Below are 21,811 nucleotides of genomic sequence, written 5' to 3'. Positions count from 1 at the left end.
GACGCGGCCCGGACGACCCCTCCGGAGGACCCGCGTGAGAATCCCCCCGACCCCCGCCCGCGAACGCCGGCGGAGCGCGTGCGCCGCCCTGGTCGGAACGGCCGCCCTCGCCCTGGCCGCCGTCCCCGTGGCCACCGCCGGAACGGGCCCGACCGCCGCCGCCACGGCCGCGGCCGCCCCCGCCACCCCGGTGGACGAGCACGGACGCCTGGCGGTGTGCGGCGTCCGGCTCTGCGACGAAGGCGGCTCGCCCGTCCAGCTCAACGGCATGAGCTCGCACGGGCTCCAGTGGTACGGCGACTGCCTCACCGACGCCTCGCTGGACGCCCTCGCCCAGGACTGGCGGGCCGACGTCCTGCGCGTGTCGATGTACGTGCAGGAGGGCGGCTACGAGACCGACCCCCGCGGCTTCACCGACCGCGTGCACGCGCTCATCGAGGAGGCCAGTGAGCGCGGCCTGTACGTGATCGTCGACTGGCACATGCTCACCCCGGGCGACCCGAACCACAACACCGGCCCCGCCCTGGACTTCTTCGGGGAGATCGCCTCCGTCCACGCCGACAAGGACAACGTCCTGTACGAGATCGCCAACGAGCCCAACGGGGTGTCCTGGGACGCGATCAGGTCCTACGCCGAGGAGGTCGTCCCGGCGGTCCGGGCCGAGGACCCCGACGCCGTCGTCCTCGTGGGCACCCGCGCCTGGTCGTCCCTGGGGGTGTCCGAGGGGGCGGACCACACCGAGATCACCGCGGACCCGGTCGACGCCGACAACATCATGTACACGTTCCACTTCTACGCCGCCTCGCACGGCGCCGCCTACCGGGAGGAACTGCGGGCGGCGGCGCGGGAGATCCCGGTGTTCGTCACCGAGTTCGGCACCCAGGAGTCCACCGGGGACGGGCCCGACGACTTCGCGTCCGCCCGGGCCTACCTCGACCTCATGGAGGAGGAGGGCATCAGTTGGGTGAACTGGAACTTCTCCGACGACTTCCGCTCGGGCGCCGTCTTCGAACCGGGCACCTGCGCCGCCGACGGGCCCTGGACCGGGACCGGATCGCTCAAGCCGGCGGGGGAGTGGATCCGTGCCCGCCTGCGCGAGGCCGACGCCTGAGCCGTGACCGCGGGCACCGGAGGGCCCGCGCGGGCGCGCTCGCGCCCGCCGGGAGCGCGGGGGCGCGCCGTCGCCGGCGCGCCCCCGTCGTCGCCCCCGCCGCTCAGTACGCCGCCACGGTGGAGATCCGCAGCTGCTCGTCGGTGTCCACGTCGACCAGGACGTGGTCGCCCGCCACGACCTGGCCGTCGAGCACCATGCGCGAGAGCCGGTTGCCCACCGAGCGCTGGATCGTGCGCGCCAGCGGCCGGGCGCCGTAGGCGGGCTGGTAGCCGCGCTCGGCCAGCCAGCCCACCGCCTCGTCGGTGAAGCGCACGGTGATGTCCTGGGCCTTGAGCCGCTGCTCGGTCCGCTCCAGCATGAGCCGGGTGATCTGGGCCAGCTCCTCCGCCCCCAGCTGCTGGAACACGATGACCTCGTCGATGCGGTTGAGGAACTCCGGGCGGAACTCCTCGCGCAGGCGACGCATCACGCGGTGCTCGGTGTCGGGGTCCATCTGGCCCTCGGCCGTGAAGCCCATCGGCCCGCCGCCGGTGATCGCCTCCGACCCCAGGTTGCTGGTCATGATGACCACCGTGTTGCGGAAGTCGACCGTGCGCCCCTGCCCGTCGGTCAGCCGGCCGTCGTCCAGCAGCTGGAGCAGCAGGTTGAACACGTCCGGGTGCGCCTTCTCGACCTCGTCCAGCAGCAGGACGGAGTAGGGGTGGCGCCGCACCGCCTCGGTGAGCTGTCCGGCCTCCTCGTAGCCGACGAACCCGGGCGGGGCCCCGGTCAGGCGGCTGGTGGTGTGCCGCTCCTGGAACTCGCTCATGTCGATGCGGACCATGGCCTCCTCGGACCCGAAGAGGGTCTCGGCCAGGGCCCGCGCCAGCTCGGTCTTGCCCACGCCGGTCGGCCCCAGGAACAGGAAGCTGCCCACCGGGCGGCCGGGGTCGCCCAGCCCGGCGCGCGAGCGGCGGATCGCCTCCGAGACGGCGGTGACCGCCTCGTTCTGGCCGATGACGCGCTCGTGCAGGTTGGCCTCCAGGTTGACCAGGCGTTCGCGCTCCTCCTGGGTGAGCTGGGCGACGGGGATGCCGGTGCTGCGCGCGACCACGTCGGCGACGTCGTCGCCGCCCACCTCGGGGACCGAGGACCCGGTTCCGCGCGCCTGGTGCACCGAGCCCTTGGCCTGCGCGATCTCGTCGCGCAGGGACGAGGCGCGCTCGTAGTCCTCCTCCTGGACGGCCTTCTCCTTCTGCTCCTCCAGGGTTTTCAACCGGCCCTCCAGCTCGCGCAGGGCCGAGCTGGAGGTGCGCAGGCGCAGCCGGACCCGGGCACCCGCCTGGTCGATGAGGTCGATGGCCTTGTCCGGCAGGAAGCGGTCGGTGATGTAGCGGTCGGACAGTTCGGCCGCGGCGACCAGGCTCTCGTCGCTGAACCGCACCTGGTGGTGGGCCTCGTAGCGGTCGCTCAGGCCGCGCAGGATCTCGATGGTGTCCGCGACCGAGGGCTCGGGCACCAGGATGGGTTGGAAGCGCCGCTCCAGGGCCGCGTCCTTCTCCAGGTTCTTGCGGTACTCGTCCACGGTGGTCGCACCGATGATGTGCAGTTCGCCGCGGGCGAGCGCGGGCTTGAGCATGTTCCCGGCGTTCACCGACCCCTCGGCGGCACCGGCGCCCACGATCGTGTGGATCTCGTCGATGAACACGAGCAGGTGGTCGGCCTGGTCGCGGATCTCGTCGACGATCTTGGTCAGGCGCTCCTCGAAGTCGCCCCGGTAGCGGGTTCCGGCCACCACCCCGGCCAGGTCCAGCTGGACCAGGCGGCGCCCGCGCAGGGTCTCGGGCACGTCGTCGTCGAAGATGCGCTGGGCGATGCCCTCCACGATGGCGGTCTTGCCCACGCCGGGGTCGCCGATGAGCACCGGGTTGTTCTTGCGGCGCCGGGCCAGCACCTCGATGCACTGCTCGACCTCGTCGTCGCGGCCGACCACGGGGTCCAGCCGGCCCTCGCGGGCCAGGGCGGTCATGTCGGTGGCGAACTCGTCCAGGGTGGGCGTGTCCGAGGGCTCTCCCTCCGACTGCTCGGGGGCGGGAACGGCCCCGGCCGACTGCTGGAGCGACTCGGGCGTGACACCGGAGTCGCGCAGGAGCTGGCCCACCGCCCCGGAGGGGTTGACCGCCAGGGCGAAGAGCAGGTGCTCGGGCGTGATGCTGGAGCTGCCGGTCGCGCGCGCGATCTGCAGGGCGTCCAGCAGGGCGCGCTTGGCCGAGGGGGTGAGCCGGGCGGTGCCGGGCATCACCGACCGCGGCGCCTGGGCGACCGCGTGGTCGATGACGTCGCCCAGGGTGGAGAGGTCGGCGCCGGTGCGCTGGACCAGGTCGCGCGTGGGCTCATAGCGCAGCAGCGACCACATCAGGTGGATGGTGTCGACGTCGGCGCCGCCGGCCTCCAGGGCCCGGCGCACGCCGCTGTCGGCCACCTGCCGGGCGTCGGCGCTCATCAGCTTGGACAGGTCCACCCGGCGGACCGGACCGCGCGCGCCCAGGAACCGGGCGAGGAACTCGTCGAACGAGCCAGGTTCGTTGCCGTGGCCGTCGGGAAAGTCGTGTGTCATCGGTTCTCGTCCCCCGTGCGTACGGTAGTTCTTTAATTACCCTACGTGATGACTTGGTGGGGGTCGCCATCACGCCCCGGCGTGGGACGCCTCGTCCAGCCGGGCCTTCTCCTGGTCGGTGAGCCGCAGTTCGCCGACCGGAAGCAGTGCGGACCACTGGTCCAGGTCGCGGGCGCTGGCCAGCACCGAGGCGACTCCGGGCCGGTCCACGAGCCACGCCAGTGCGATCGTCGCCGGAGCGGCGTCCCGCTCCGCGGCGATCGCGTCGAGCGCGGCCAGCACGCGCGGACCCTCCGGCCGCTCCAGATAGGCGCGGGCCCTGCCGGCGCGCGGGCTGTCCACGTCGCCGCCGCCCGGCCGGTACTTGCCGGTGAGGAATCCCCGGGCCAGCCCGAAGTAGGGCAGCAGGGCCAGGCCCCGCTCCCGGGCCAGCGGGACCAGGTCGGCCTCGATCGCCCGCTCCATCAGGTTGTACTGCGGCTGGACGCACACCGGGGCGTGCAGGCCGCGGTCCCGGCACACGTCCAGCCACTCGGTGATGCGCTCGGGGCTGTGGTTGGACAGGCCGATGGCGCGCACCTTGCCCTCGTCGACCAGGGCGGAGAAGGCCCCGGCGCTCTCCGCGACCGGGGTCCGCGGGTCGTCGAAGTGCGCGTAGTAGAGGTCGATGGCGTCCACACCCAGGCGCTTGAGCGAGGCGTGCGCGGCGGCCCGGACGTTGTCGGCGGACAGGCCGGGGAACTCGGGGTGCTGACTGACCTTGGTGGCGACCACCAGGTCGTCGGGGCGGCCCCGGGAGGCCAGCCACGCGCCGATGACCGTCTCGGACTCGCCGCCGGTGTGGCCCTCGGCCCAGGCGGAGTAGGAGTCGGCGGTGTCGACGAAGGTGCCGCCCGCGTCGCGGTAGGCGTCCAGGACGCGGAAGGAGGTGTCCTCGTCGGCGGTCCAGCCGAACACGTTGCCGCCCAGGCACAGGGGCGACACGAGGAGGTCGGAGCGGCCCAGCCGGCGTGCGGTGCTCTCGGTCATGCTCACCGTTCTCGGAGTCGGGGATCGGGTTCCCCCCTCACGCTAGGACAGGGGGTCGCCCGGAGGGGTCACGCTGGGGAGGAAGGTGTCGAGTGCGTCGTCGACGTGTCGGCCGATCTCCGCGTCGTCCATGTACGCCGCGTCGTCGCCCAGCAGCATGGCGCGGTTGACGGGCTCGCCCATGACGAGCCAGTTCAGGTGGGTCGCGGCCCGCTCGGCGTCGGCCACGCGCAGGAGTGCGAGGTCCGAGCACCGGCGCAGGATCGCCGCGAGCGCGGTGACCGCCGTGCGGGGGCCGTGCTCGTACAGCGCGGCCGCGAGTTCCGGGGACCGGGTCGCCTCGCCGATCACGAGCCTGCGAAGGCCGATGAGCGCGGGGGTGAGCACCGTCCCGAGCTGGGAGACGAGCACCTCGCGCAGGACGGCGCGCGGATCGGTGCGGCGGTCGATGGGCGGGGGCTCGGCGAGCACCTGGTCGCTCGCCGCAGCGGTCTTCGAGGCGACCAGTTCGAGGAACAGCGCGCGTTTGCTGCCGAAATGGCTGTACAGCGTCTGTTTCGCGACGCCGGACCCGGTCGCGATCGAGTCCATGGTGACCGACTCGTATCCGGTCGCGAGGAACTGCCGCTCGGCCGCCTCCAGAGCGGCCTCGCGCTTGTGGACGGAGCTTGGGCGCACGGACGACCTCCTTGCGGAAACCATACTCGCCAGTCTAATGTCTGAGAAGTCAGACTCCTCAGTCTGGAAACTGCCCGGCTCCCAGGATCAGGTGGCACAGTGAACGACGTGTGGAAGCTCGTGCACGCGGAACGTCGGGCCCTCATCGCGGACCTGGCCGGCCTTCCGCCGCGACGATGGGCGGAGCCGTCGCTGTGCGAGGGCTGGACCGTCCACGACGTGGCGGCGCACCTGGTCGATTCGGCACGCGCGACACGCCTCGGCTTCCTCGCCGACCTGCTGCGGGCACGGATGGACTTCCACCGGCTCAACGAGCGCGGCATCGCCCGTGAGCGGGGCGACGGCCCGGCGGACACGCTGGCGCGGCTGCGGGAGGTCGCGTCACGGACGACGACCCCGCCGGCGCCCCTCGACACCCGGCTCGTGGAGGAGGTCGTCCACGGGGAGGACGTCCGCCGCCCGCTCGGCATCACCCGCGCCTACCCGACCGAGGCGGTCGTCCGCGCCCTCCGGGTCCAGGTCCGCACGCCGGTCGCCTACGGCGGCGGGAAGGAGCGGGCGGCCGGGCTGCGACTCGACGCCTCCGACAGCGGCGTGGACATCGGCGACGGACCGGTCGTCACCGGCAGCACGCTGGACCTCCTCCTGGCGCTCTCGGGCCGCCGGACGGCCCTCGACGGCCTGCACGGCCCGGGCGCCGACACGTTCCGCTCCCGGGACTGACCCCGGCCCGCCGGACCGGCCACGCCCGCCGGCCGCGAGGGAGCCGGGCCACCGCCCGGCCCCCTCGCGCGGCGTCGACGGAGGAACCGCCGAGCGGTCGCTAGACGCCGTGGGCGGCCCGGCGGACGCTCGCGTAGCGCTCGCGGACCTCGGGCACCACCGCGGGCTCCGCGGCCGGTCCGGCCTCGGCGGTGTCCCAGACCGGCGGCTCCTCGGAGCCCGCCAGCGCCCAGGCCGCCTGGCGGGCCGCGCCGATCGCGACGTACTCGGCGGCGGGCGGCGCCACGACCGGCGCGTCCAGGATCGTCGGCGCGATGGCCCGCACCGCCGCCGAACGCGCGCCCCCGCCGAGCAGGAGGACGCGCCGCACCGGGACACCGGTGTCGGTCAGCGCGGTCATCCCGTCGGCCAGGCCGCACAGCATGCCCTCCACGGCCGCCCGGGCGATGTTCTCCGGCCGCATGTTCGAGCGGCGCAGCCCGTGCAGCGAACCGGCGGCGTCGGGGAGCACCGGCGTGCGCTCGCCGTCCAGGTAGGGCAGCAGCACGACGCCCTCGGCACCCGGCTCGGCGGCCATGGCCAGCGTGTCGAGCTCGGCCAGGTCGACACCGAGCATCGCGGCGGTGGCGGTCAGTACCCGCGCGGCGTTGAGCGTGCAGGCCAGCGGCAGGAACCGGCCGGTGGCGTCGGCGAAGCCGGCCACCGTGCCGCTGTGGTCCCGGGTGGCCTGGTCGTTGACCGCGAACACCGTGCCGCTGGTGCCCAGCGACAGGGCCGCGTCACCCGCCCGCAGCCCCAGGCCCAGGGCCGCGCCCATGTTGTCGCCCGTGCCCGGCGCGATCAGCGCCCCGGACGGGGTGCGGCCGACCACCTCGGCGGGCCCGGCCACGCGCGGCACGTCGATCTCGCGCCCGAAGGCGCGCACCAGTAGGTCGGTGCGGTAGGCGCCCTCCGGCGGCGACCAGTAGCCGGTGCCCGAGGCGTCGCCTCGGTCGGTGGTCGCCTCGCCCCGGCCGCCCAGGCGCCAGGTCAGCCAGTCGTGGGGGAGCATCACCCCGGCCACCCGCGCGGCGGCCTCGGGCTCGTGCTCGGCCAGCCACCGCAGCTTGGTGACCGTGAAGCTCGCCACGGGCACGCTTCCGATGACGTCGGCCCAGGCCTTGGGTCCGCCGAGCTCGGTGACCAGGTCGTCGGCGGCCGCGGCCGAACGGGAGTCGTTCCACAGCAGGGCGGGACGGACGACCTCGCCGTCGCCGTCCACGGTGACCATGCCGTGCTGCTGCCCGGCGACGGCCACGGCGGCCACTCCGTCGAGCAGTCCCTCGGAGGCGTCGGTCAGCGCCGACCACCACTCGTCGGGGTGGATCTCGGTTCCGTCGGGGTGCGGTGCGCGGGCCTCGCGCACCACCGCGCCGCTGTCGGCGTCGCAGACCACGACCTTGCAGGACTGCGTCGAACTGTCGATTCCGGCGACCAGGGCCATTTCCGCTCCGGTGGGTGAGGGGTGAACAGTGGACGGTGGGCGCTCAGGCGCCCCCGGGTTCCAGTAGCAGGCGCGCGGTGGCGACGTCGGTGACCAGCGAGCCGACCACGCCGGTGCGCAGGACGGCGCGGATCGCCTCGGCCTTTCCTGCACCGCCGGCGACGGCGACGACCTCGGGAACCGCGCGCAACTGTTCCAGAGTGATGGCCACGACGCGCTCGGACAACCCCGGGGCCGTGGGAGCGCCCTGGGCGTCCACCGTCCGCGCGCACACCTCGGCCCGCACGCCCTGCTCCTCCAGCCGTGCGCCCTCCTCAAGGGGGAGGGCGTCGCGGACCAGCGAACGGGTGGGGGTCCAGGCGCCGATCGCCACCACGGCCTTGGACAGGTGCCCGTAGCGCTGCATGGCGTCGGCGACCTGGGGCTGGGCGCGCAGCGCGCGGGTGGTGGCGGCGTCGGAGACCACGAGCGGGGCGTAGATGGGGAAGGCCGGGCCGCGGGCCAGGCTGGCGACGCGGCGGACCAGTTCCACGGAGTTCTCCTCCACCCCGCCGGGCAGGACGCCGGTGAGCTGGACGACCGTGCAGCGCGGCAGTTCGCCCAGTGCCAGGGTCATCTCGTTGAGCGTGCGCGAGCAGGCCAGGCCGAGGGTGTCGCCCTCCTCCAGGATCTCGGTGAGGTACTCCGCGGCGATCCGGCCCATGCTCCTCCGGACGGTCTCGTCGTCGCCGGCCTGGTCGACCACGACCGCCTCGTGCAGGCGGTAGGCGGTGCGGAGGTCGTGGGAGAGGGAGGCGTCGATCTCGGTGGGGGCGGAGATCTCGATGCGCACGATCCCGGCGTCGCGGGCCTCGTCCAGGATGCGCGCCACCTTGAACCGGCTGATGCCGAAGTCGTCGGCGATGCGGACCTTGGACTCGCCTTCGAGGTAGTACCGCCGCGCGATCGCCGTCGCGCGGATGAGTTCCGCCGGTCGGAACGTCGGCCGGGTGGCCATCCACACCTCCTCGGTTCTGCTCAGATGAGCGCTTCTCCGCTCATTATGGCAGTCGACCTTGACGAGTGACACCCCTCACAACTTAAATGAGCCGCACGTCGCTCGAATGATCCTTTAATCGCTCATATGAGCATCCGGCGGTCGGCGACGGCCGCCGTATCCCTCGGGAGGAAGACATGTCCACACGCACGCCACCGCGGGGCCTGCCCCTCACGGCCGCCGCCACCGGACTCGTCCTGATGGCCACCGCCTGCGCCGGAGCGGGTGGGGAGGCCTCCGGCGGCGGCGAGCGCGTCGTGACCGTCGCCACGGTCGCCAACCCGCAGATGGAGGACATCGAGTCCCTGATCGGCGAGTTCAACGACCAGCACGACGACATCACCGTCGAGTTCGTCGTCCTGCCGGAGAACCAGCTGCGCGACCGCGTCACCCAGGACATCGCCACCCAGAGCGGGCAGTACGACGTCGTGACGGTCGGTACCTACGAGGTGCCCATCTGGGCGGAGAACGGCTGGCTGCTCGGCCTGGACGAGTACGCCGCCGACCCCGAGTACGACATCGACGACATCATCCCCACCGTCCGCTCGGCCCTGTCCTACGACGACCAGATGTACGGGGCGCCCTTCTACGGGGAGTCCTCCTTCCTCATGTACCGGACGGACCTGTTCGAGGAGGCGGGCCTGGAGATGCCCGACCAGCCGACCTGGGAGGAGGTCGCCGGGTTCGCCGCCGAGCTCGACGACTCCGACACCGCGGGGATCTGCCTGCGCGGCGTGCCAGGCTGGGGGGAGCTGCTCGCGCCGCTCAACACGGTGATCCTCACCCACGGCGGCCAGTGGTACGACGAGGAGTGGAACGCCCACCTCGACTCGCCCGAGGTCCAGGAGGCCGTCCAGACCTACGTCGACCTCGTGCGCGACCACGGCCAGGCCGGAGCGCCCAACGCGGGCTTCACCGAGTGCCTGACCACGATGGCCCAGGGCGACGCCGCGATGTTCTACGACTCCACGGTCGCCGCCGGCAACCTGGAGGACCCCGAGTCCAGCAGCGTCGTCGGCGACATCGGCTACGTCGCCGCCCCGGTGGCCGAGACCGACCACGCCGGCTGGCTGTGGGCGTGGGCGCTGTCGATCCCCAGCACCTCCACCGACCCCGAGGCCGCCTGGGAGTTCGTCTCCTGGGCCACCTCCAAGGAGTACCACCGCCTGGTCGGCGAGGAACTGGGCTGGGAGCGCGTCCCCCCGGGCGCGCGCGTGTCCACCTACGACATCCCCGAGTACCAGGAGGCCGCCGCGGCCTTCGCCGGGCCCACCTTCGAGGCGATCGAGAACGTCGACGTGGAGCAGCCCGGCCTGCACCCGCAGCCGTGGACGGGGGTCCAGTACGTGGCGATCCCCGAGTTCCAGGACCTGGGTACCCGGGTCTCCCAGGAGATCTCCGCGGCCATCGCCGGACAGCAGAGCGTCGAGGAGGCGCTGGCCACGTCACAGGAGTACGCCGAGGAGACCGCCGAGTCCGGCGGCTACCGGGACTGAGGCCGCCGATGCCCGAACCTACCTGCGAGGACCGACCATGACCGCTCAGACCACGCCGGGCACGGCACGGGGAGCGCCCGCCCCGCGGGAGCTCACCCGGGGCGAGCGCTGGGGACGGCGCGGCCCGCTCCTGCCCGGACTGCTCTTCGTCATCGCGCTGACCCAGATCCCGTTCCTGTTCACCGTCTACTACAGCTTCCAGGACTCCAACCTCCTGCGGCCCGAGTCCGGCGGCTTCTCCGGACTGGCCAACTACGGCGCGGTCCTGGGCGACCCGCTCTTCCGCAACGCCGTCGTCAACACCGTCCTGCTCACCGCCGGCGCCGTCCTGCTCTCCCTCGTCCTGGGACTGGGCCTGGCACTGCTGCTCGACCGGGCCTTCCTCGGCCGCGGCGTCGTGCGGACCCTGATGATCACGCCGTTCCTGGTCATGCCGGTGGCCGCCGCGCTGCTGTGGAAGACCTCGATGTACCACCCGGTGTACGGCCTGCTCAACTGGGTGATCTCACCGTTCGGCGTGCGCGTGGACTGGGTGAACGACTTCCCGCTGCTGTCGATCATCCTGGTGCTGGCCTGGCAGTGGACGCCGTTCATGATGCTCATCCTGCTCGCGGGGCTGCAGAGCCAGCCGCCGGAGGTGCTGGAGGCGGCACGTGTGGACGGCGCCGGGCCGCTGGAGACCTTCCGCAGCATCACGTTCCCGCACCTGCGCCGCTTCCTGGAGCTGGCGCTGCTGCTCGGCACGATCTACATCGTCCAGACCTTCGACGCGATCTACATGATCACGCAGGGCGGGCCGGGGCAGGCGACCACCAACCTGCCCTACTTCATCTATCTCCAGGCCTTCCGTGCCTTCGAGGTGGGCGAGGCGGCGGCCGCCGGGGTCGTCGTGGTCGCCGCCACCCTCGTCATCGCCATGTTCGCGCTGCGCGTGGTCTCCAGCTTGTTCGAGGAGGAGTCGTGACGACCGTGACCGACGTGGGCGCGAGGCGCCCCGACCACGGACAGGAGCCGGTCCGGCCGCGCGCTCCGCGACCGCGCCGCCGGCGCCGGATCGGGCCCGGCTTCGGCCTCGGCCTGCTGGCGTGGGTGGTGGGCGTGCTGTTCTTCTTCCCCGTGCTGTGGATGTTCCTGACCGGCTTCAAACAGGAGTCGCAGGCCTCCACCGACCCGCCCACCTTCTGGTTCGAGCCGACGCTGGACCAGTACGCGGCCGTGCTCGGCCGGGACTTCGTTCCCTACCTGCTCAACTCGCTGCAGGCCTCCGTGCTGTCCACGGCGCTGGCCATCGTGCTGGCGGTGCCCGCCGCCTACGCGCTCTCGCTCGTGCGCATCCCCAAGTGGCGCGACTCGCTGTTCTTCTTCCTGTCCACCAAGCTGCTGCCGCCGGTGGCGATGATCCTGCCGCTGTACGTCATCGCCCGCAATCTCGGCGCCCTGGACGACGTGCGGACCCTGACACTGGTCTACACCGCCATGAACATGCCCATCGCGGTGTGGATGATCCGGTCCTTCCTGGTCGAGCTGCCCGAGGAGGTCCTGGAGGCCGCCCGGATGGACGGCGCCGGCCGGATCCGGGAGATGCGCAGCGTCATCCTGCCGATGATCGCGCCCGGCCTGGCCGCGACCGCCCTCATCTGCTTCATCTTCGCCTGGAACGAGTTCTTCTTCGCGGTCAACCTGACCGCCTCCCAGGCCGCCACCGTGCCCGTGTTCCTCGTCGGCTTCATCAGCGGCGAGGGACTGTTCTGGGCCCGGCTCTCGGCCGCCTCCACCATGGCGGCCCTGCCCGTGATCATCGCCGGATGGGCCGCCCAACGCTGGCTGGTCCGCGGCCTCTCCCTAGGAGCCATCAAGTAATGCGCGCACTCGTCGTCAGTGAACCAGGACAGTACTCCGTCGAGCGGGTGGAGGACCCCGCGCCCGGTCCCCGGGACGTGGTGGTCGCCCCGGCGGCGGTCGGGGTGTGCGGCACGGACCTGCACATCCTCGACGGGGAGTTCGCTCCCACCCCCTACCCGATCATCCCGGGACACGAGTTCGCCGGGACGGTGGTCGCCGTCGGCTCCGAGGTCACCGGGCTCGCCGTGGACGACCGTGTCGCGGTGGACCCGTCCCTGTTCTGCGGGGAGTGCGCCAAGTGCGCGGTGGGCCGCGGCAACCTGTGCGCGAGCTGGAACGCGATCGGCGTCACCACGCCGGGCGCGGCGGCCGAGTTCGCCGTGGCGCCCGCGGCCTCCTGCTACCGCATGCCCGACACGATGCCCTTCGCCCACGGGGCCCTGGTGGAACCGCTCTCGTGCGCCGTGCACGGCTTCGACCTGCTCCCGGGACGGGTGGGGGAGCACTACCTCGTCTACGGCGCCGGGACGATGGGGCTGCTCATGGCCCAGCTGGCGCGCTCGGCCGGCGCGGCCAGCGTCTCCGTCGTCGATCCCAACACCGACCGCCTGGCCGTCGCCGAACGCCTGGCGGCCGACGCCGTGGCACCCGGCGCGGACGCGCTCGACCGGGCGGACTGGGAGGTCGTCGTGGACTGTACGGGCGTGGTCGCCGCCATCGAGGACGGGCTCACCCGGGTGGCCAGGGGCGGCACGTTCCAGGTCTTCGGGGTGGCCCCGGCCGAGGCCTCGGCCACGTTCTCGCCGTTCCGGGTCTACAACGACGAGGTCACCGTGGTCGGGAGCATGGCGGTCCTGCACAGCTACGGGCGGGCGGTGGACCTCATGGCCAAGGGCGTGGTCGACGCCGACGCCATGGTCACCGACACCTTCGCACTGGACGACTACGGCGCGGCCGTCGACGCCTTCCGCGCCGGCCGGGGCCGCAAGCTGCAGGTCGACCCCCGGAAGTAGCCCGTGGCGGGCGGCGGAGCGGACCGGCTCCGCCGCCCCCACCTGGGGTGACTCAGATCACTGGTCCGGTCCCACAGGGTGGGAGTGTCCGGGTTCCACAAAACCTACTTCTTAAGTAGAGTTTTCCTGGAATCGTCGACCAGCGAGGTGAGTGCCCCCATGCGTGTGCGAACGCCCGTCCTCGCCGCGGCGGCCCTGGCAGTGAGCCTGGCCGCCGTCGGCTGCGCGGCCCTCGGCGGCCCGGACGACGGCGACGACCTCACCGTGGGCTACCTGACCAACATCACCCACGCCCCGGCCCTGGTCGCCGACCACGACGGCGCCTACGCCGACGCGCTCGGCGAGGACGCCCAGGTCACCGTCCAGACCTTCAACGCCGGTCCCGACCTGGTCAACGCGCTCTTCTCCGGAGAGGTCGACGCCGCCTTCATCGGCCCCAACCCGACCATCAACGGGTGGGCGCAGTCCGACGGCGCCGCGCTGCGCGTCGTCGCCGGCTCCACCTCCGGCGGAGCGGGCCTGGTCGTGCGCCCCGGCATCGACGACGTCGACGACCTGGTCGGCACCACGTTGTCCACACCCCAGCTCGGCAACACCCAGGACGTGGCCCTGCGGCACTTCGCCGCCCAGCAGGGGTGGGAGTTCGACACCGCCGGCGGCGGCGACCTGTCCATCGTCCCCCAGCAGAACGCCGAGATCGTCGACGCCTTCGCCCTGGGGGAGATCGACGGCGCCTTCCTGCCCGAACCGCACCTCAGCCGCCTCCTGCGCGAGCACGACGGCCATCTCCTGGTCGACGAGGCCGACCTGTGGCCCGAGACCGGCGGCGCGTTCGTCACCGCCAACCTCGTCGTGGGCGCCGACTACCTCGACACCCACCCCGACCGGGTCGAGCGCCTGCTGCGCGCGCACCTGGACACCGTCGACCGGATGAACGCCCACCCCGACCAGGCACGGCGGGCCGCCGCCGACCAGCTGGCCGAGGTCACCGGCAGCCGCCTGCCCGACGCGACCGTCGAGTCGGCCTTCGCACGCCTGGATTTCACCGTCGACCCCATCGCCCCGTCCCTGGCCGCCGGAGCCGAGCACGCCGAGTCCGTCGGTCTGCTCGACCCCGTCGACCTGGACGGCCTGTACGCACTCGAACCGCTCAACGACCTGCTCGCGCAGGACGGACGGGACCAGATCACCGGACCCCAGGAGGACAAGTGAGCGTCACGACCGAGAGCCCGGCCCGGACGCGCGCCGCCGCCGTCGAGATCGACCGGATCACCAAGGTGTTCGGGCACGGTACCGGCGCGCTGACCGCCATCGACGGCATGTCCGTCTCCGTGCGGCCGCGTGAGTTCGTCGCGATCGTCGGGGCCTCCGGCTGTGGCAAGAGCACACTGCTCTCCCTCGTCGCCGGGCTGGAGGAGCCCACCGTCGGCACCGTGGACGTGGGCGGCCACCGGGTGGCCATGATGTTCCAGGAGGCCTCGCTCTTCCCCTGGCTGACCATCGGCGGCAACATCGAGGTGCCCATGAAGGTCAACGGGGTGCCCAAGGCCGAGCGCCGGCGGCGGGTGACCGAGCTCCTGGACCTGGTCCGGCTGAGCGGCTTCGCGCACAAGCGCCCCCACCAGCTCTCCGGCGGCATGCGCCAGCGCGTGGCCCTGGCCCGCGCCCTGGCCCAGGACGCCGACGTCCTGCTCATGGACGAGCCCTTCGGCGCGCTCGACGCGATGACCCGCGACATCCTGCACGACGAGGTCGAGCGGATCTGGCGGGAGAAGTCCCTGACCATCCTGTTCGTCACGCACAACGTGCGCGAGGCGGTGCGGCTCGGCGACCGGGTCATCCTGCTCTCCAGCCGCCCGGGCCGCGTCATCGAGGAGTTCGAGGTGAACGGGCGCCGGCCCCGCCGGATCGACTCCGCCGAGATCGCCTCCCAGGCCGCCGAGATCACCGACCGGCTGCGCGTGGAGGTGTCGCGCCATGCCGGGTGAGTCCTCCGTGCGCGACCGCCAGATCCAGGGGCTCGACGCCCTGGAGATGAAGCCGGGCGAGGGGCAGCGGATCGGCCTCCTGCCGAGGGTTCGCGCCCTCTGGGCGGCCACGTGGCCCAAACTGGTGGCCGTGGCCATCGTGCTGGCGGCCTGGCAGGCCGTGGTGTGGAGTGGGTGGCGGCCGGTCTACGTCTTCCCCGGGCCCGACCAGGTCCTGCCCCGCATCGCCCAGGAGATCACCTCCCCGGGGTTCTGGGAGGCGGTCGGCGTCACCATGCGCCGGGCCTTCGCGGGCTTCGCGCTGGCCCTGGTGGTCGGCGTGCTCCTGGGTCTGGCGGTCTCGCAGGTCAAGACGCTGCGGGTGGCGATCGGATCGCTGATCACCGGCCTGCAGACCATGCCGTCGATCGTGTGGTTCCCGTTCGCGATGCTGCTGTACGGCATCAGCGAGTCGGCGATCATGTTCGTCATCATCCTGGGCGCGGCGCCCTCCATCGCGGGCGGGCTCATCTCGGGGATCGACTACGTGCCCCGCCAGCTCATGCGCGCGGGACAGGCCATGGGCCTGCGCGGAGTCCAGCGCTACACCCTGCTCATCGTCCCGGCGGCGCTGCCGATGTTCGTCACCGGGCTCAAACAGGGCTGGGCCTTCGCCTGGCGCTCGCTCATGGCGGGGGAGCTGCTGGTCATCATCAACCAGCAGAACTCCATCGGCTGGGCGCTCAGCCAGGCCCGCCAGCTCAACGACGCCGAGCAGCTGTTGAGCTACGTCGTCATCGTGCTGTTCATCGGCATCGTCATCGACGTGTTCTTCACCTGGGCCGACCGCTCGATCCGCGCCAGGTGGGGCGTCTGAAGTGTTCGGGGCGCTTCACGCCGGGGCCTTCGTCGTCGCCCGCGCCTGCGCTCGTGCCCACACCGTCGCCCGCCACCACCCTCAACGGACGCCTACGGCGCAGTCCTTCCTGCTCCGGCTCGGCTCCTCCTGCAGGCACCGGCGCGTCCCTCACACCTGTGCTTTCTTTGGGCCTCCGCTCGTTCCTCGCTTTGGCCCGGACAGACCCCCTGTGGTCCCCGTGAGTGGGACCGCGTACCTTCAACCCCCGGGTGGGTGAGGCAGGCGGGATCGCTTCGGCACGAGGGAGGTGTTGCCGGTCGCCCCCGCCGCCCCGAGCAGGGTGCCCTCGGCGTCGCGGACGGCCCACCTCTATCCCCAGGCGTCCCGCAGGACGAGACGCGCAGGCCCAACCCCAGGGGGTGAACGTGCAGGATTCGACCTACCTCAATCTGAGGGGGTTGGCTCGGGGCGCGCCAGTGTTCTGCAGGCCGAGGGCGTAGCTGAAGCGAGCTTGCGAGCGCCAGCACGAACGAGGCCGAAGAACACTGGCTACTCGGCGCCCCGAGCACGGGCCAAAGCGAGGAACGAGCGGAGGCCCAAGAAGAACTCAGCCTCCGGTCTCGGGGCACAGTCCGGCCGAGCGGATCCCCGCGACGAGGCTCAGTTCGTCGTTGAGGGAGGTGTCGCCGGTCGCCCCCGCCGCCCCGAGCAGGGTGCCCTCGGCGTCCCGGACGAAGACGCCGCCGGGCACGGTGACGATGCGTCCCTGGGCCAGGGCCGCGACGGAGGTGAAGAACTCCGGTGACTGCTGCGCCCGGTCGGCGATCGCCCGGGTGGTCATGCCGAGCCCGAGCACGCCCCAGGCCTTGGCCACCGCCAGGTCCGGTCGGAGCAGTCCCGAACCGTCCTGCCGGGCCAGGGCCACCTGGACCCCGCCGGGGTCCAGCACGGCGACGGTGAGTGGTTGGAGGTCGTTGGCTTCCGCGTACTTCAGAGCGCCGTCGATCAGAGCACGCGCCTGATCCAGAGTGATGGCTGCCAAGCAAGCCCCTTCGGTCGGGTGATGGTCACCACACGAAGGTAAGTCATGCACAACCGGTCGGGAAGACCGGCAATCTCCGGATTCGTGGTTCTTTGTCAGTAGGATTTCGGCAGTTCGTCCAGCCCGATCCCCTTGACGAAGGCGACCGCGTCGACACCGTCGAGCCCGGAGAGCGGGATGTACCGGTGGTCCGCGGACGCGGCCGGGCGCAGGTCGAACAGGTCGGCCAGCCGCTCGATCGGGAACAGCGCGCGGTCCGGGGCGGCGTCCGCCAGCGCGGCCTGCAGGCTCGGCTCATCGGAGGCCACCGTGTCGGAGTCGGTGCCGATGACGGCGTAGTCCCGCCCGATCAGCGACGCGACGACGGCCCCGGCGCTCCACCAGTGCTGGTCGGTCCCCCCGAAGTTCACGGTCGACCTGGTGCGCTGCAGGTGGGTGTTGTGCGCGGAGACCAGGCACGGCGCCCCGGTGCGGGCGATCGCCATCAGGTGGTCCGCCATCATCGCGTCCCGCAGCCCGAGCATGCGCGCCACCCGGTCGGGGGCGTGCGACGCCATGGCCGCGTGGTAGCGCAGCAGCCCCCGCCCCGTCCGGGCGAACAGCAGCGCGCGCTCGTACCCCTCGTCGGAGTCGGCCCGCCGCAGTCCCGGGGCCTCGGCCTCGAACACGCCCATCATGTCGTCGGCCGCCACCCGCAGGGCGTGCGCCTCGGGGGAGTCGCCGACGGACGCCGACGGGTCCATCATCGCCGCCGGGTCCTCCCAGGCGGCGTCGTCGACGACGGCGAGCGCGTCGGACGGAACGCGGCCGAGGTGGTCGCGCAGGTATCCGCTCGCGGCCTCCAGGGACGCACGGGGGCTCGCCGCACCCGTGATCTCCAGCGGTGAGTCGATCCCGTGGAACCTGACCCGCTCCCCGGGCTCGCGACCCTCGTTGTACTCCCGGATCCACGCCACCAGGGCCCGGTTCCCGGCGAAGGCGCCGAACCCGTGGCTGAAGGCGGTGTCGAAGTCCAGTTCGTCCGTCCGGCCGGTGACGTGGTCGTCCACGGCCGCGGCGGTCACACAGTCGGTCTCCAGCGCGAAGGACCGGAACCCCCGGTGCTCCACCAGGTGGGCGAACACCTCGTTGCGCAGCAGCAGGAACCTCTCCACGCCGTGCGTCGGCTCACCGACGCCCAGCACCAGGGGCGTGCGCCCCCACGTGTCCAGGAGCCGCCCCACCGCCGGGCCCGGGTCGGCGCGCAGGCCGTAGTCAGAAAGGGACATCACAGATCCTCACCTCGAAGCGATCGACCACCTTCGACCGTATCCTTGAACACTCGGTTGAGACTTTTCCGCCGATGGGTCGGTGTTCGGCCTCGAAAGTCTCAAAGGAAGGGTTCATGCGACCGATCGATCTCGCCCGCGAGCACGGGCTCTCCGCGCAGGCGGTCCGCAACTACGAGGACGAGGGCATCCTGCCGTCGGCCGAACGCAGTGCCAGTGGGTACCGCCGCTACACGGCCGTCCACGCGCAGGCACTGCGCGCCTTCCTCGCCCTGCGCGCCGGATTCGGGCACGGGACGGCGGCGGAGGTCATGCGGGCCGCGGGACGCGACGACGAGGCGGTCCTGTTCCGGCTGATCGACCAGGCGCACGCCGACCTCCTCCAGGAGCGCCGCACCCTCGACGAGGTCACCGAGGCGCTCGGCGCCCTCACAGCGGACCCGGAACCCCACACGGGCGGGGTGACCATCGGAGCGCTCGCCCACCGGCTCCGGATGCACCCGGCGTCGCTGCGCAAGTGGGAGCGCGCCGGGATCCTGCGGCCCGAGCGCGACCCGGCCACGGGATACCGCCTCTACCCGCCGGACGCGGTCCGCGACGCCCACGCGGCCGTCCAGTTGCGGCGCGGCGGCTACGGGCTGGCCGGGATCGCGGACTTCGTGGCGCGGCTGCGGTCCGCCGGCGGCACCGACGCCCTCGACGACCTCCTCCGGCAGTGGCGCGCCGCCATCTCCCGGCGGAGCCGCGCCATGCTCGCGGCGGGTCGGCCGCTCGACGACTACCTGTCCCTGCTCGCGCGCGGCCGGTCGGGCACGGGGCCGTGAGCACGACGCGGCCCCCGGCACGCGGGTTCCGTCCGCGTACCGGGGGCCGGCCCCTGGGTCCCTGCCGGTCGCTACCGGCCGCGGGCCGTGCACACCGGCCGGGCGGGCTCCCGGACCGGGTTCCAGCCGTCGGCCCCCGCCAGGTAGGCCTCGGCGGTGTGGCCGGCGGCCTCCTCCGCGCTCATCTGCGGGCGGTCCGGCGTGGTGAGCGCGCCCGGGCCGTGGTTGTCGAACTCGCGCAGCTGGAACTGGCGCCAGTCGTGTCCGGAGGACATCTCGATCCAGCCCTGCTCCTTGAAGTGCCGTCCCATCCAGGAGTCGCGGATCAGCGCCTGGGGCCGGGCGTCGGGGGCGGAGCTGGGCACCCACGGGCGGCCCAGGTAGACCGACTCCGCCGGCGCGTCGCTGGTGAAGCAGGACTCCGTGAACAGGAAGCCGAACTCCTGCTCCGGCGGCGTGCTCGGCGCGGTCACGTACCCGTTGTCACTGTCGCTGCCGCGGTCCAGGGAGCGGATCTCGCAGCCGTGGAAGACGGCCGTGCCGCGGCCGAAGACGAAGTCCACGTCCCCCTCCACGTAGCAGTTCCGGTAGTACTGCCGGGACGTGCTCTCGGTGTTGGGCGAGTTGGCGTAGAGGGTGTCCTGGTGCCCCAGGAAGCGGACGTTGTCGAACACCAGGCGGTCGCCGGTGGTGCGGACCGCCACCGCCTGGGTGGAGGTGACCTCGGGGTGCTCCTCGCGCAGGAAGGAGTTCTCGAAGGTCAGGTCGCGGGTGTGCACGTCGTCGCCGGAGATGACGACACTGGCGCTGCCGGAGGTCCCCCACGTCCCGCCGCCCGGCTTGGGCAGGCCGGAGGCGCGGTCGTAGGTGATGACCACGTCCCGCGGGTCGCCGGTCGCGCCGACCAGGGTCAGGTCGGAGGTGGCGACGACCACGGGTTCGCGGTACACGCCGGCGCCGATGCGCACGGTGGTACCGGCGTGTGCGGCGTCGACCGCCTCCTGGACGCTGGAGAAGTCGCCGGACCCGTCGGCCTCGACGGTGATCACGGGCGCGCTGTCGTCGGTGCTCACGGTCGCCTCTCGTGCCGTGCTCGTCGTGGTGCTGGTGCTGGTGGCCGTGGTGACGGCGGCCGTCGTGCTGGGCGCGGTGGTCGTGGACGCCGTCGCGATGGCGGAGGCGCCCAGGACGCCGGCGAGGGCGAGCGGCAGGGCCGCGAGCCTCAGCGCCGTGGTCGGGGAGGTGCGCACGGGTGGTCCTTTCGGGGGAGCGGGGGCAGGGGCGGGTTCCGCGGTCACGCGACCCGGGTCCGCACCGGGCGCTCGGCGGGCCAGGTCACCGCGGAGTCGGGGAGGTCGTCGCCCAGTCGGCGGACGAGGTACGGGGGCAGGACGCGCTGCCGTTTGAGCGCGGCGGCGACCAGGCGCGCGACCTCGATCGCGCCGTGCGCCTGGAAGTGGGTGTTGTCCTCGACGCCGTCCGGGTAGTTGGCGTGGGCGCCCGGGTCCAGCCACAGGAAGTGGCCCTTGGTGCCCTCGGGGCCCAGCTCGCCCCACAGTTCCAGGCTGAGCGCGGTGAGGTCGACCAGGGGCACGTCCTCGCGGTCGGCCAGGGCGCGCATGGCCGCCGGGTAGTCGCCGTGGGACTCGCGGGGCGCGCCGTCGCCGGTGAAGCGGCGCCGCTCGACGGAGGTGACCAGGACCGGGTGGGCGCCGCGCTCGCGCGCGCCGTCGAGGTAGACGGTGAGCTGCTCCTGGTAGGTGCTCCAGGGCTCGGTGTAGCGGTCGGGGTCCGCTGACTTGGAGTCGTTGTGCCCGAAGGAGACCAGGAGGTGGTCGCCGGGGCGGATGTCGGCCAGCACCCCGTCGAGCAGGCCCAGGTCGGCGAAGCTCTTGGAGCTGGCGCCGGACAGGGCGCGGTTGTCGACGGTGGCGCCGTGGCCGAGGAAGAGCTCCAGGGCCTGCCCCCAGCCGGTCCGGGGCGCCTCGTGGGCGGCGTAGGTGGAGGCGGTGGAGTCGCCGGTGACGAAGACGCGCGGTGCCCGGCCGGGGGCGGCCCAGGCGGGAGTGGCGATCAGCGGGGCGCCGAGGACGGCCGCGGACGCGGCGAGGAAGCTGCGACGGATCATGGGGGTCTCTCTCGGGGGAAGCGCTTTCCAGAGCCGGGAACGGCTCTGCAACCGATTGCATGACCCTCCCCGAAACCAGGGGGAAACGTCAAGACCCGCGAGCCCATTTGCGCAGGATTCGGATCGATCGATCAGGCGGCGCGGCTGCCGCGCCGCACGCGGCGGGCGAGATCGCCCGAACGGCGACGACAACCGTTTGCACTCCGTGGTGGGCCAGGGGTCGGTACGCCGAGACCGGGGGAGACGGGGATTCGTGCTGTCGGAGGGGTCGTGCTGTCGGAGGGGTCGGGCGGGTCAGAGCGGGCGGACGGGCTCCTGGACCCGGGCGTCGTAGTCCGTGCGCGCCTCGGTGATCTCGTTCATGTGCTCCTCGGCCCAGACCCGGATCGCCCCCATCAGCACGCCCAGGTCCTCCCCGAGCGGGGTCAGGCTGTACTCCACCTGGGGCGGGGTGGTGGGGAAGACCTCCCGGCCGACGAGTCCGCTGCGCTCCAGGTCGCGCAGGGTCCGGGTGAGCATCTTCTGGGTGATGCCGTCCAGCCGACGGCGCAGGGCGCCGAACCGCATCGGCCCGGCGGCCAGCGCGCCGATCACCAGGCACACCCACTTGTTGGAGATGAGCTCCACCACACTCCGTGAGGCGCAGCTGCGGAGATAGGCATCGGCGCCGCCGAATGCTTGCAGGTCAGGGGTCGTATACATGGGGTACCTAT

At 72.6% G+C, this 21,811-nt stretch carries 20 protein-coding genes; 10 read left to right on the top strand and 10 right to left on the bottom strand.

Annotated features, from left to right (window positions below):
- The first annotated feature begins 34 nt into the window (after positions 1 to 34).
- Positions 35 to 1,111, top strand: a complete 1,077-nt coding sequence (locus HNR10_RS04910) for a glycoside hydrolase family 5 protein (protein ID WP_179821180.1) — start codon at positions 35 to 37, stop codon at positions 1,109 to 1,111.
- Between the two features lie 103 nt (positions 1,112 to 1,214).
- Here the strand turns inward: HNR10_RS04910 and HNR10_RS04905 are convergent, their stop codons facing one another.
- From HNR10_RS04905 to HNR10_RS04895, 3 genes are all read right to left on the bottom strand, one after another.
- Positions 1,215 to 3,710 carry an ATP-dependent Clp protease ATP-binding subunit gene (locus HNR10_RS04905; RefSeq protein WP_179821178.1) on the bottom strand — a complete coding sequence of 832 codons (2,496 nt, stop codon included), beginning with the start codon at positions 3,708 to 3,710 and terminating at the stop codon, positions 1,215 to 1,217.
- 69 nt (positions 3,711 to 3,779) lie between these two features.
- Positions 3,780 to 4,739, bottom strand: coding sequence for an aldo/keto reductase (locus tag HNR10_RS04900; protein ID WP_179821176.1), 960 nt, complete (start codon positions 4,737 to 4,739; stop codon positions 3,780 to 3,782).
- A gap of 42 nt (positions 4,740 to 4,781) precedes the next feature.
- Positions 4,782 to 5,417, bottom strand: a complete 636-nt coding sequence (locus HNR10_RS04895) for a TetR/AcrR family transcriptional regulator (RefSeq protein ID WP_312889118.1) — start codon at positions 5,415 to 5,417, stop codon at positions 4,782 to 4,784.
- Between the two features lie 99 nt (positions 5,418 to 5,516).
- Between HNR10_RS04895 and HNR10_RS04890 the strand changes: the two genes are divergently transcribed.
- A complete protein-coding gene (locus HNR10_RS04890; protein WP_179821172.1) occupies positions 5,517 to 6,140 on the top strand; it encodes a maleylpyruvate isomerase family mycothiol-dependent enzyme in 624 nt (207 codons plus the stop codon).
- Positions 6,141 to 6,240: 100 nt separating this feature from the next.
- On the opposite strand, the gene xylB is transcribed toward HNR10_RS04890, so the two are convergent.
- Positions 6,241 to 7,623, bottom strand: coding sequence for a xylulokinase (gene xylB / locus HNR10_RS04885; RefSeq protein ID WP_179821171.1), 1,383 nt, complete (start codon positions 7,621 to 7,623; stop codon positions 6,241 to 6,243).
- Positions 7,624 to 7,666: 43 nt separating this feature from the next.
- Positions 7,667 to 8,620 carry a sugar-binding transcriptional regulator gene (locus HNR10_RS04880; RefSeq protein ID WP_179821170.1) on the bottom strand — a complete coding sequence of 318 codons (954 nt, stop codon included), beginning with the start codon at positions 8,618 to 8,620 and terminating at the stop codon, positions 7,667 to 7,669.
- A gap of 176 nt (positions 8,621 to 8,796) precedes the next feature.
- On the opposite strand from HNR10_RS04880, the gene HNR10_RS04875 reads away from it, so the two are divergent.
- The 7 genes from HNR10_RS04875 to HNR10_RS04845 all read left to right on the top strand — a co-directional run bounded on the left by HNR10_RS04875 (position 8,797) and on the right by HNR10_RS04845 (position 15,854).
- Positions 8,797 to 10,155 (top strand): ABC transporter substrate-binding protein, encoded by a 1,359-nt coding sequence (locus tag HNR10_RS04875; RefSeq protein WP_179821168.1) that lies wholly within the window; start codon positions 8,797 to 8,799, stop codon positions 10,153 to 10,155.
- 37 nt (positions 10,156 to 10,192) lie between these two features.
- Positions 10,193 to 11,119 (top strand): carbohydrate ABC transporter permease, encoded by a 927-nt coding sequence (locus tag HNR10_RS04870; RefSeq protein WP_179821166.1) that lies wholly within the window; start codon positions 10,193 to 10,195, stop codon positions 11,117 to 11,119.
- 5 nt (positions 11,120 to 11,124) lie between these two features.
- A complete protein-coding gene (locus tag HNR10_RS04865) occupies positions 11,125 to 12,015 on the top strand; it encodes a carbohydrate ABC transporter permease (RefSeq protein WP_376769788.1) in 891 nt (296 codons plus the stop codon).
- Complete coding sequence (locus HNR10_RS04860; RefSeq protein WP_179821164.1) at positions 12,015 to 13,010, top strand: zinc-dependent alcohol dehydrogenase family protein; 996 nt, start codon at positions 12,015 to 12,017, stop codon at positions 13,008 to 13,010. Before HNR10_RS04865 ends, HNR10_RS04860 begins: the two co-directional genes overlap by 1 nt.
- 159 nt (positions 13,011 to 13,169) lie before the next feature.
- Positions 13,170 to 14,222 carry an ABC transporter substrate-binding protein gene (locus tag HNR10_RS04855; protein WP_179821162.1) on the top strand — a complete coding sequence of 351 codons (1,053 nt, stop codon included), beginning with the start codon at positions 13,170 to 13,172 and terminating at the stop codon, positions 14,220 to 14,222.
- The gene (locus HNR10_RS04850; protein WP_179821160.1) at positions 14,219 to 14,998 is read left to right on the top strand and encodes an ABC transporter ATP-binding protein; all 780 of its coding nucleotides are present in this window, start codon (positions 14,219 to 14,221) and stop codon (positions 14,996 to 14,998) included. Before HNR10_RS04855 ends, HNR10_RS04850 begins: the two co-directional genes overlap by 4 nt.
- Positions 14,988 to 15,854, top strand: coding sequence for an ABC transporter permease (locus tag HNR10_RS04845; RefSeq protein ID WP_179821159.1), 867 nt, complete (start codon positions 14,988 to 14,990; stop codon positions 15,852 to 15,854). Before HNR10_RS04850 ends, HNR10_RS04845 begins: the two co-directional genes overlap by 11 nt.
- A gap of 589 nt (positions 15,855 to 16,443) precedes the next feature.
- Here the strand turns inward: HNR10_RS04845 and HNR10_RS04840 are convergent.
- Together HNR10_RS04840 and HNR10_RS04835 are read right to left on the bottom strand one after the other, a co-directional pair.
- Positions 16,444 to 16,878, bottom strand: a complete 435-nt coding sequence (locus tag HNR10_RS04840) for a GlcG/HbpS family heme-binding protein (protein WP_179821157.1) — start codon at positions 16,876 to 16,878, stop codon at positions 16,444 to 16,446.
- 95 nt (positions 16,879 to 16,973) lie between these two features.
- The gene (locus HNR10_RS04835) at positions 16,974 to 18,146 is read right to left on the bottom strand and encodes an erythromycin esterase family protein (protein ID WP_179821155.1); all 1,173 of its coding nucleotides are present in this window, start codon (positions 18,144 to 18,146) and stop codon (positions 16,974 to 16,976) included.
- Positions 18,147 to 18,262: 116 nt separating this feature from the next.
- On the opposite strand from HNR10_RS04835, the gene HNR10_RS04830 reads away from it, so the two are divergent.
- Positions 18,263 to 18,970: a MerR family transcriptional regulator gene (locus tag HNR10_RS04830; RefSeq protein WP_179821154.1), complete on the top strand. Its 708-nt coding sequence runs from the start codon at positions 18,263 to 18,265 to the stop codon at positions 18,968 to 18,970.
- Between the two features lie 71 nt (positions 18,971 to 19,041).
- On the opposite strand, the gene HNR10_RS04825 is transcribed toward HNR10_RS04830, so the two are convergent.
- The 3 genes from HNR10_RS04825 to HNR10_RS04815 all read right to left on the bottom strand — a co-directional run bounded on the left by HNR10_RS04825 (position 19,042) and on the right by HNR10_RS04815 (position 21,800).
- On the bottom strand, positions 19,042 to 20,220 hold the full coding sequence (locus HNR10_RS04825) for a pectinesterase family protein (RefSeq protein ID WP_312889117.1): 1,179 nt from the start codon (positions 20,218 to 20,220) through the stop codon (positions 19,042 to 19,044).
- Between the two features lie 44 nt (positions 20,221 to 20,264).
- Complete coding sequence (locus tag HNR10_RS04820; protein WP_179821152.1) at positions 20,265 to 21,098, bottom strand: rhamnogalacturonan acetylesterase; 834 nt, start codon at positions 21,096 to 21,098, stop codon at positions 20,265 to 20,267.
- A 294-nt stretch (positions 21,099 to 21,392) separates the two neighbouring features.
- Positions 21,393 to 21,800 carry a winged helix-turn-helix transcriptional regulator gene (locus HNR10_RS04815; RefSeq protein ID WP_179821150.1) on the bottom strand — a complete coding sequence of 136 codons (408 nt, stop codon included), beginning with the start codon at positions 21,798 to 21,800 and terminating at the stop codon, positions 21,393 to 21,395.
- Between the last annotated feature and the right edge of the window lie 11 nt (positions 21,801 to 21,811).

Source organism: Nocardiopsis aegyptia (genome assembly GCF_013410755.1).
Taxonomy (GTDB): domain Bacteria; phylum Actinomycetota; class Actinomycetes; order Streptosporangiales; family Streptosporangiaceae; genus Nocardiopsis; species Nocardiopsis aegyptia.
This window is presented reverse-complemented; position numbering and strand designations above follow the sequence as displayed.

Excerpts from the sequence above, each read along its gene's own strand:
- HNR10_RS04905 (WP_179821178.1), bottom strand. The coding sequence starts at position 3,710 with ATGACACACGACTTTCCCGACGGCCACGGCAACGAACCTGGCTCGTTC.
- HNR10_RS04900 (WP_179821176.1), bottom strand. The coding sequence starts at position 4,739 with ATGACCGAGAGCACCGCACGCCGGCTGGGCCGCTCCGACCTCCTCGTG.
- xylB (WP_179821171.1), bottom strand. The coding sequence starts at position 7,623 with ATGGCCCTGGTCGCCGGAATCGACAGTTCGACGCAGTCCTGCAAGGTC.
- HNR10_RS04880 (WP_179821170.1), bottom strand. The coding sequence starts at position 8,620 with ATGGCCACCCGGCCGACGTTCCGACCGGCGGAACTCATCCGCGCGACG.
- HNR10_RS04875 (WP_179821168.1), top strand. The coding sequence starts at position 8,797 with ATGTCCACACGCACGCCACCGCGGGGCCTGCCCCTCACGGCCGCCGCC.
- HNR10_RS04870 (WP_179821166.1), top strand. The coding sequence starts at position 10,193 with ATGACCGCTCAGACCACGCCGGGCACGGCACGGGGAGCGCCCGCCCCG.
- HNR10_RS04860 (WP_179821164.1), top strand. The coding sequence starts at position 12,015 with ATGCGCGCACTCGTCGTCAGTGAACCAGGACAGTACTCCGTCGAGCGG.
- HNR10_RS04855 (WP_179821162.1), top strand. The coding sequence starts at position 13,170 with ATGCGTGTGCGAACGCCCGTCCTCGCCGCGGCGGCCCTGGCAGTGAGC.
- HNR10_RS04845 (WP_179821159.1), top strand. The coding sequence starts at position 14,988 with ATGCCGGGTGAGTCCTCCGTGCGCGACCGCCAGATCCAGGGGCTCGAC.
- HNR10_RS04835 (WP_179821155.1), bottom strand. The coding sequence starts at position 18,146 with ATGTCCCTTTCTGACTACGGCCTGCGCGCCGACCCGGGCCCGGCGGTG.
- HNR10_RS04830 (WP_179821154.1), top strand. The coding sequence starts at position 18,263 with ATGCGACCGATCGATCTCGCCCGCGAGCACGGGCTCTCCGCGCAGGCG.
- HNR10_RS04820 (WP_179821152.1), bottom strand. The coding sequence starts at position 21,098 with ATGATCCGTCGCAGCTTCCTCGCCGCGTCCGCGGCCGTCCTCGGCGCC.
- HNR10_RS04815 (WP_179821150.1), bottom strand. The coding sequence starts at position 21,800 with ATGTATACGACCCCTGACCTGCAAGCATTCGGCGGCGCCGATGCCTAT.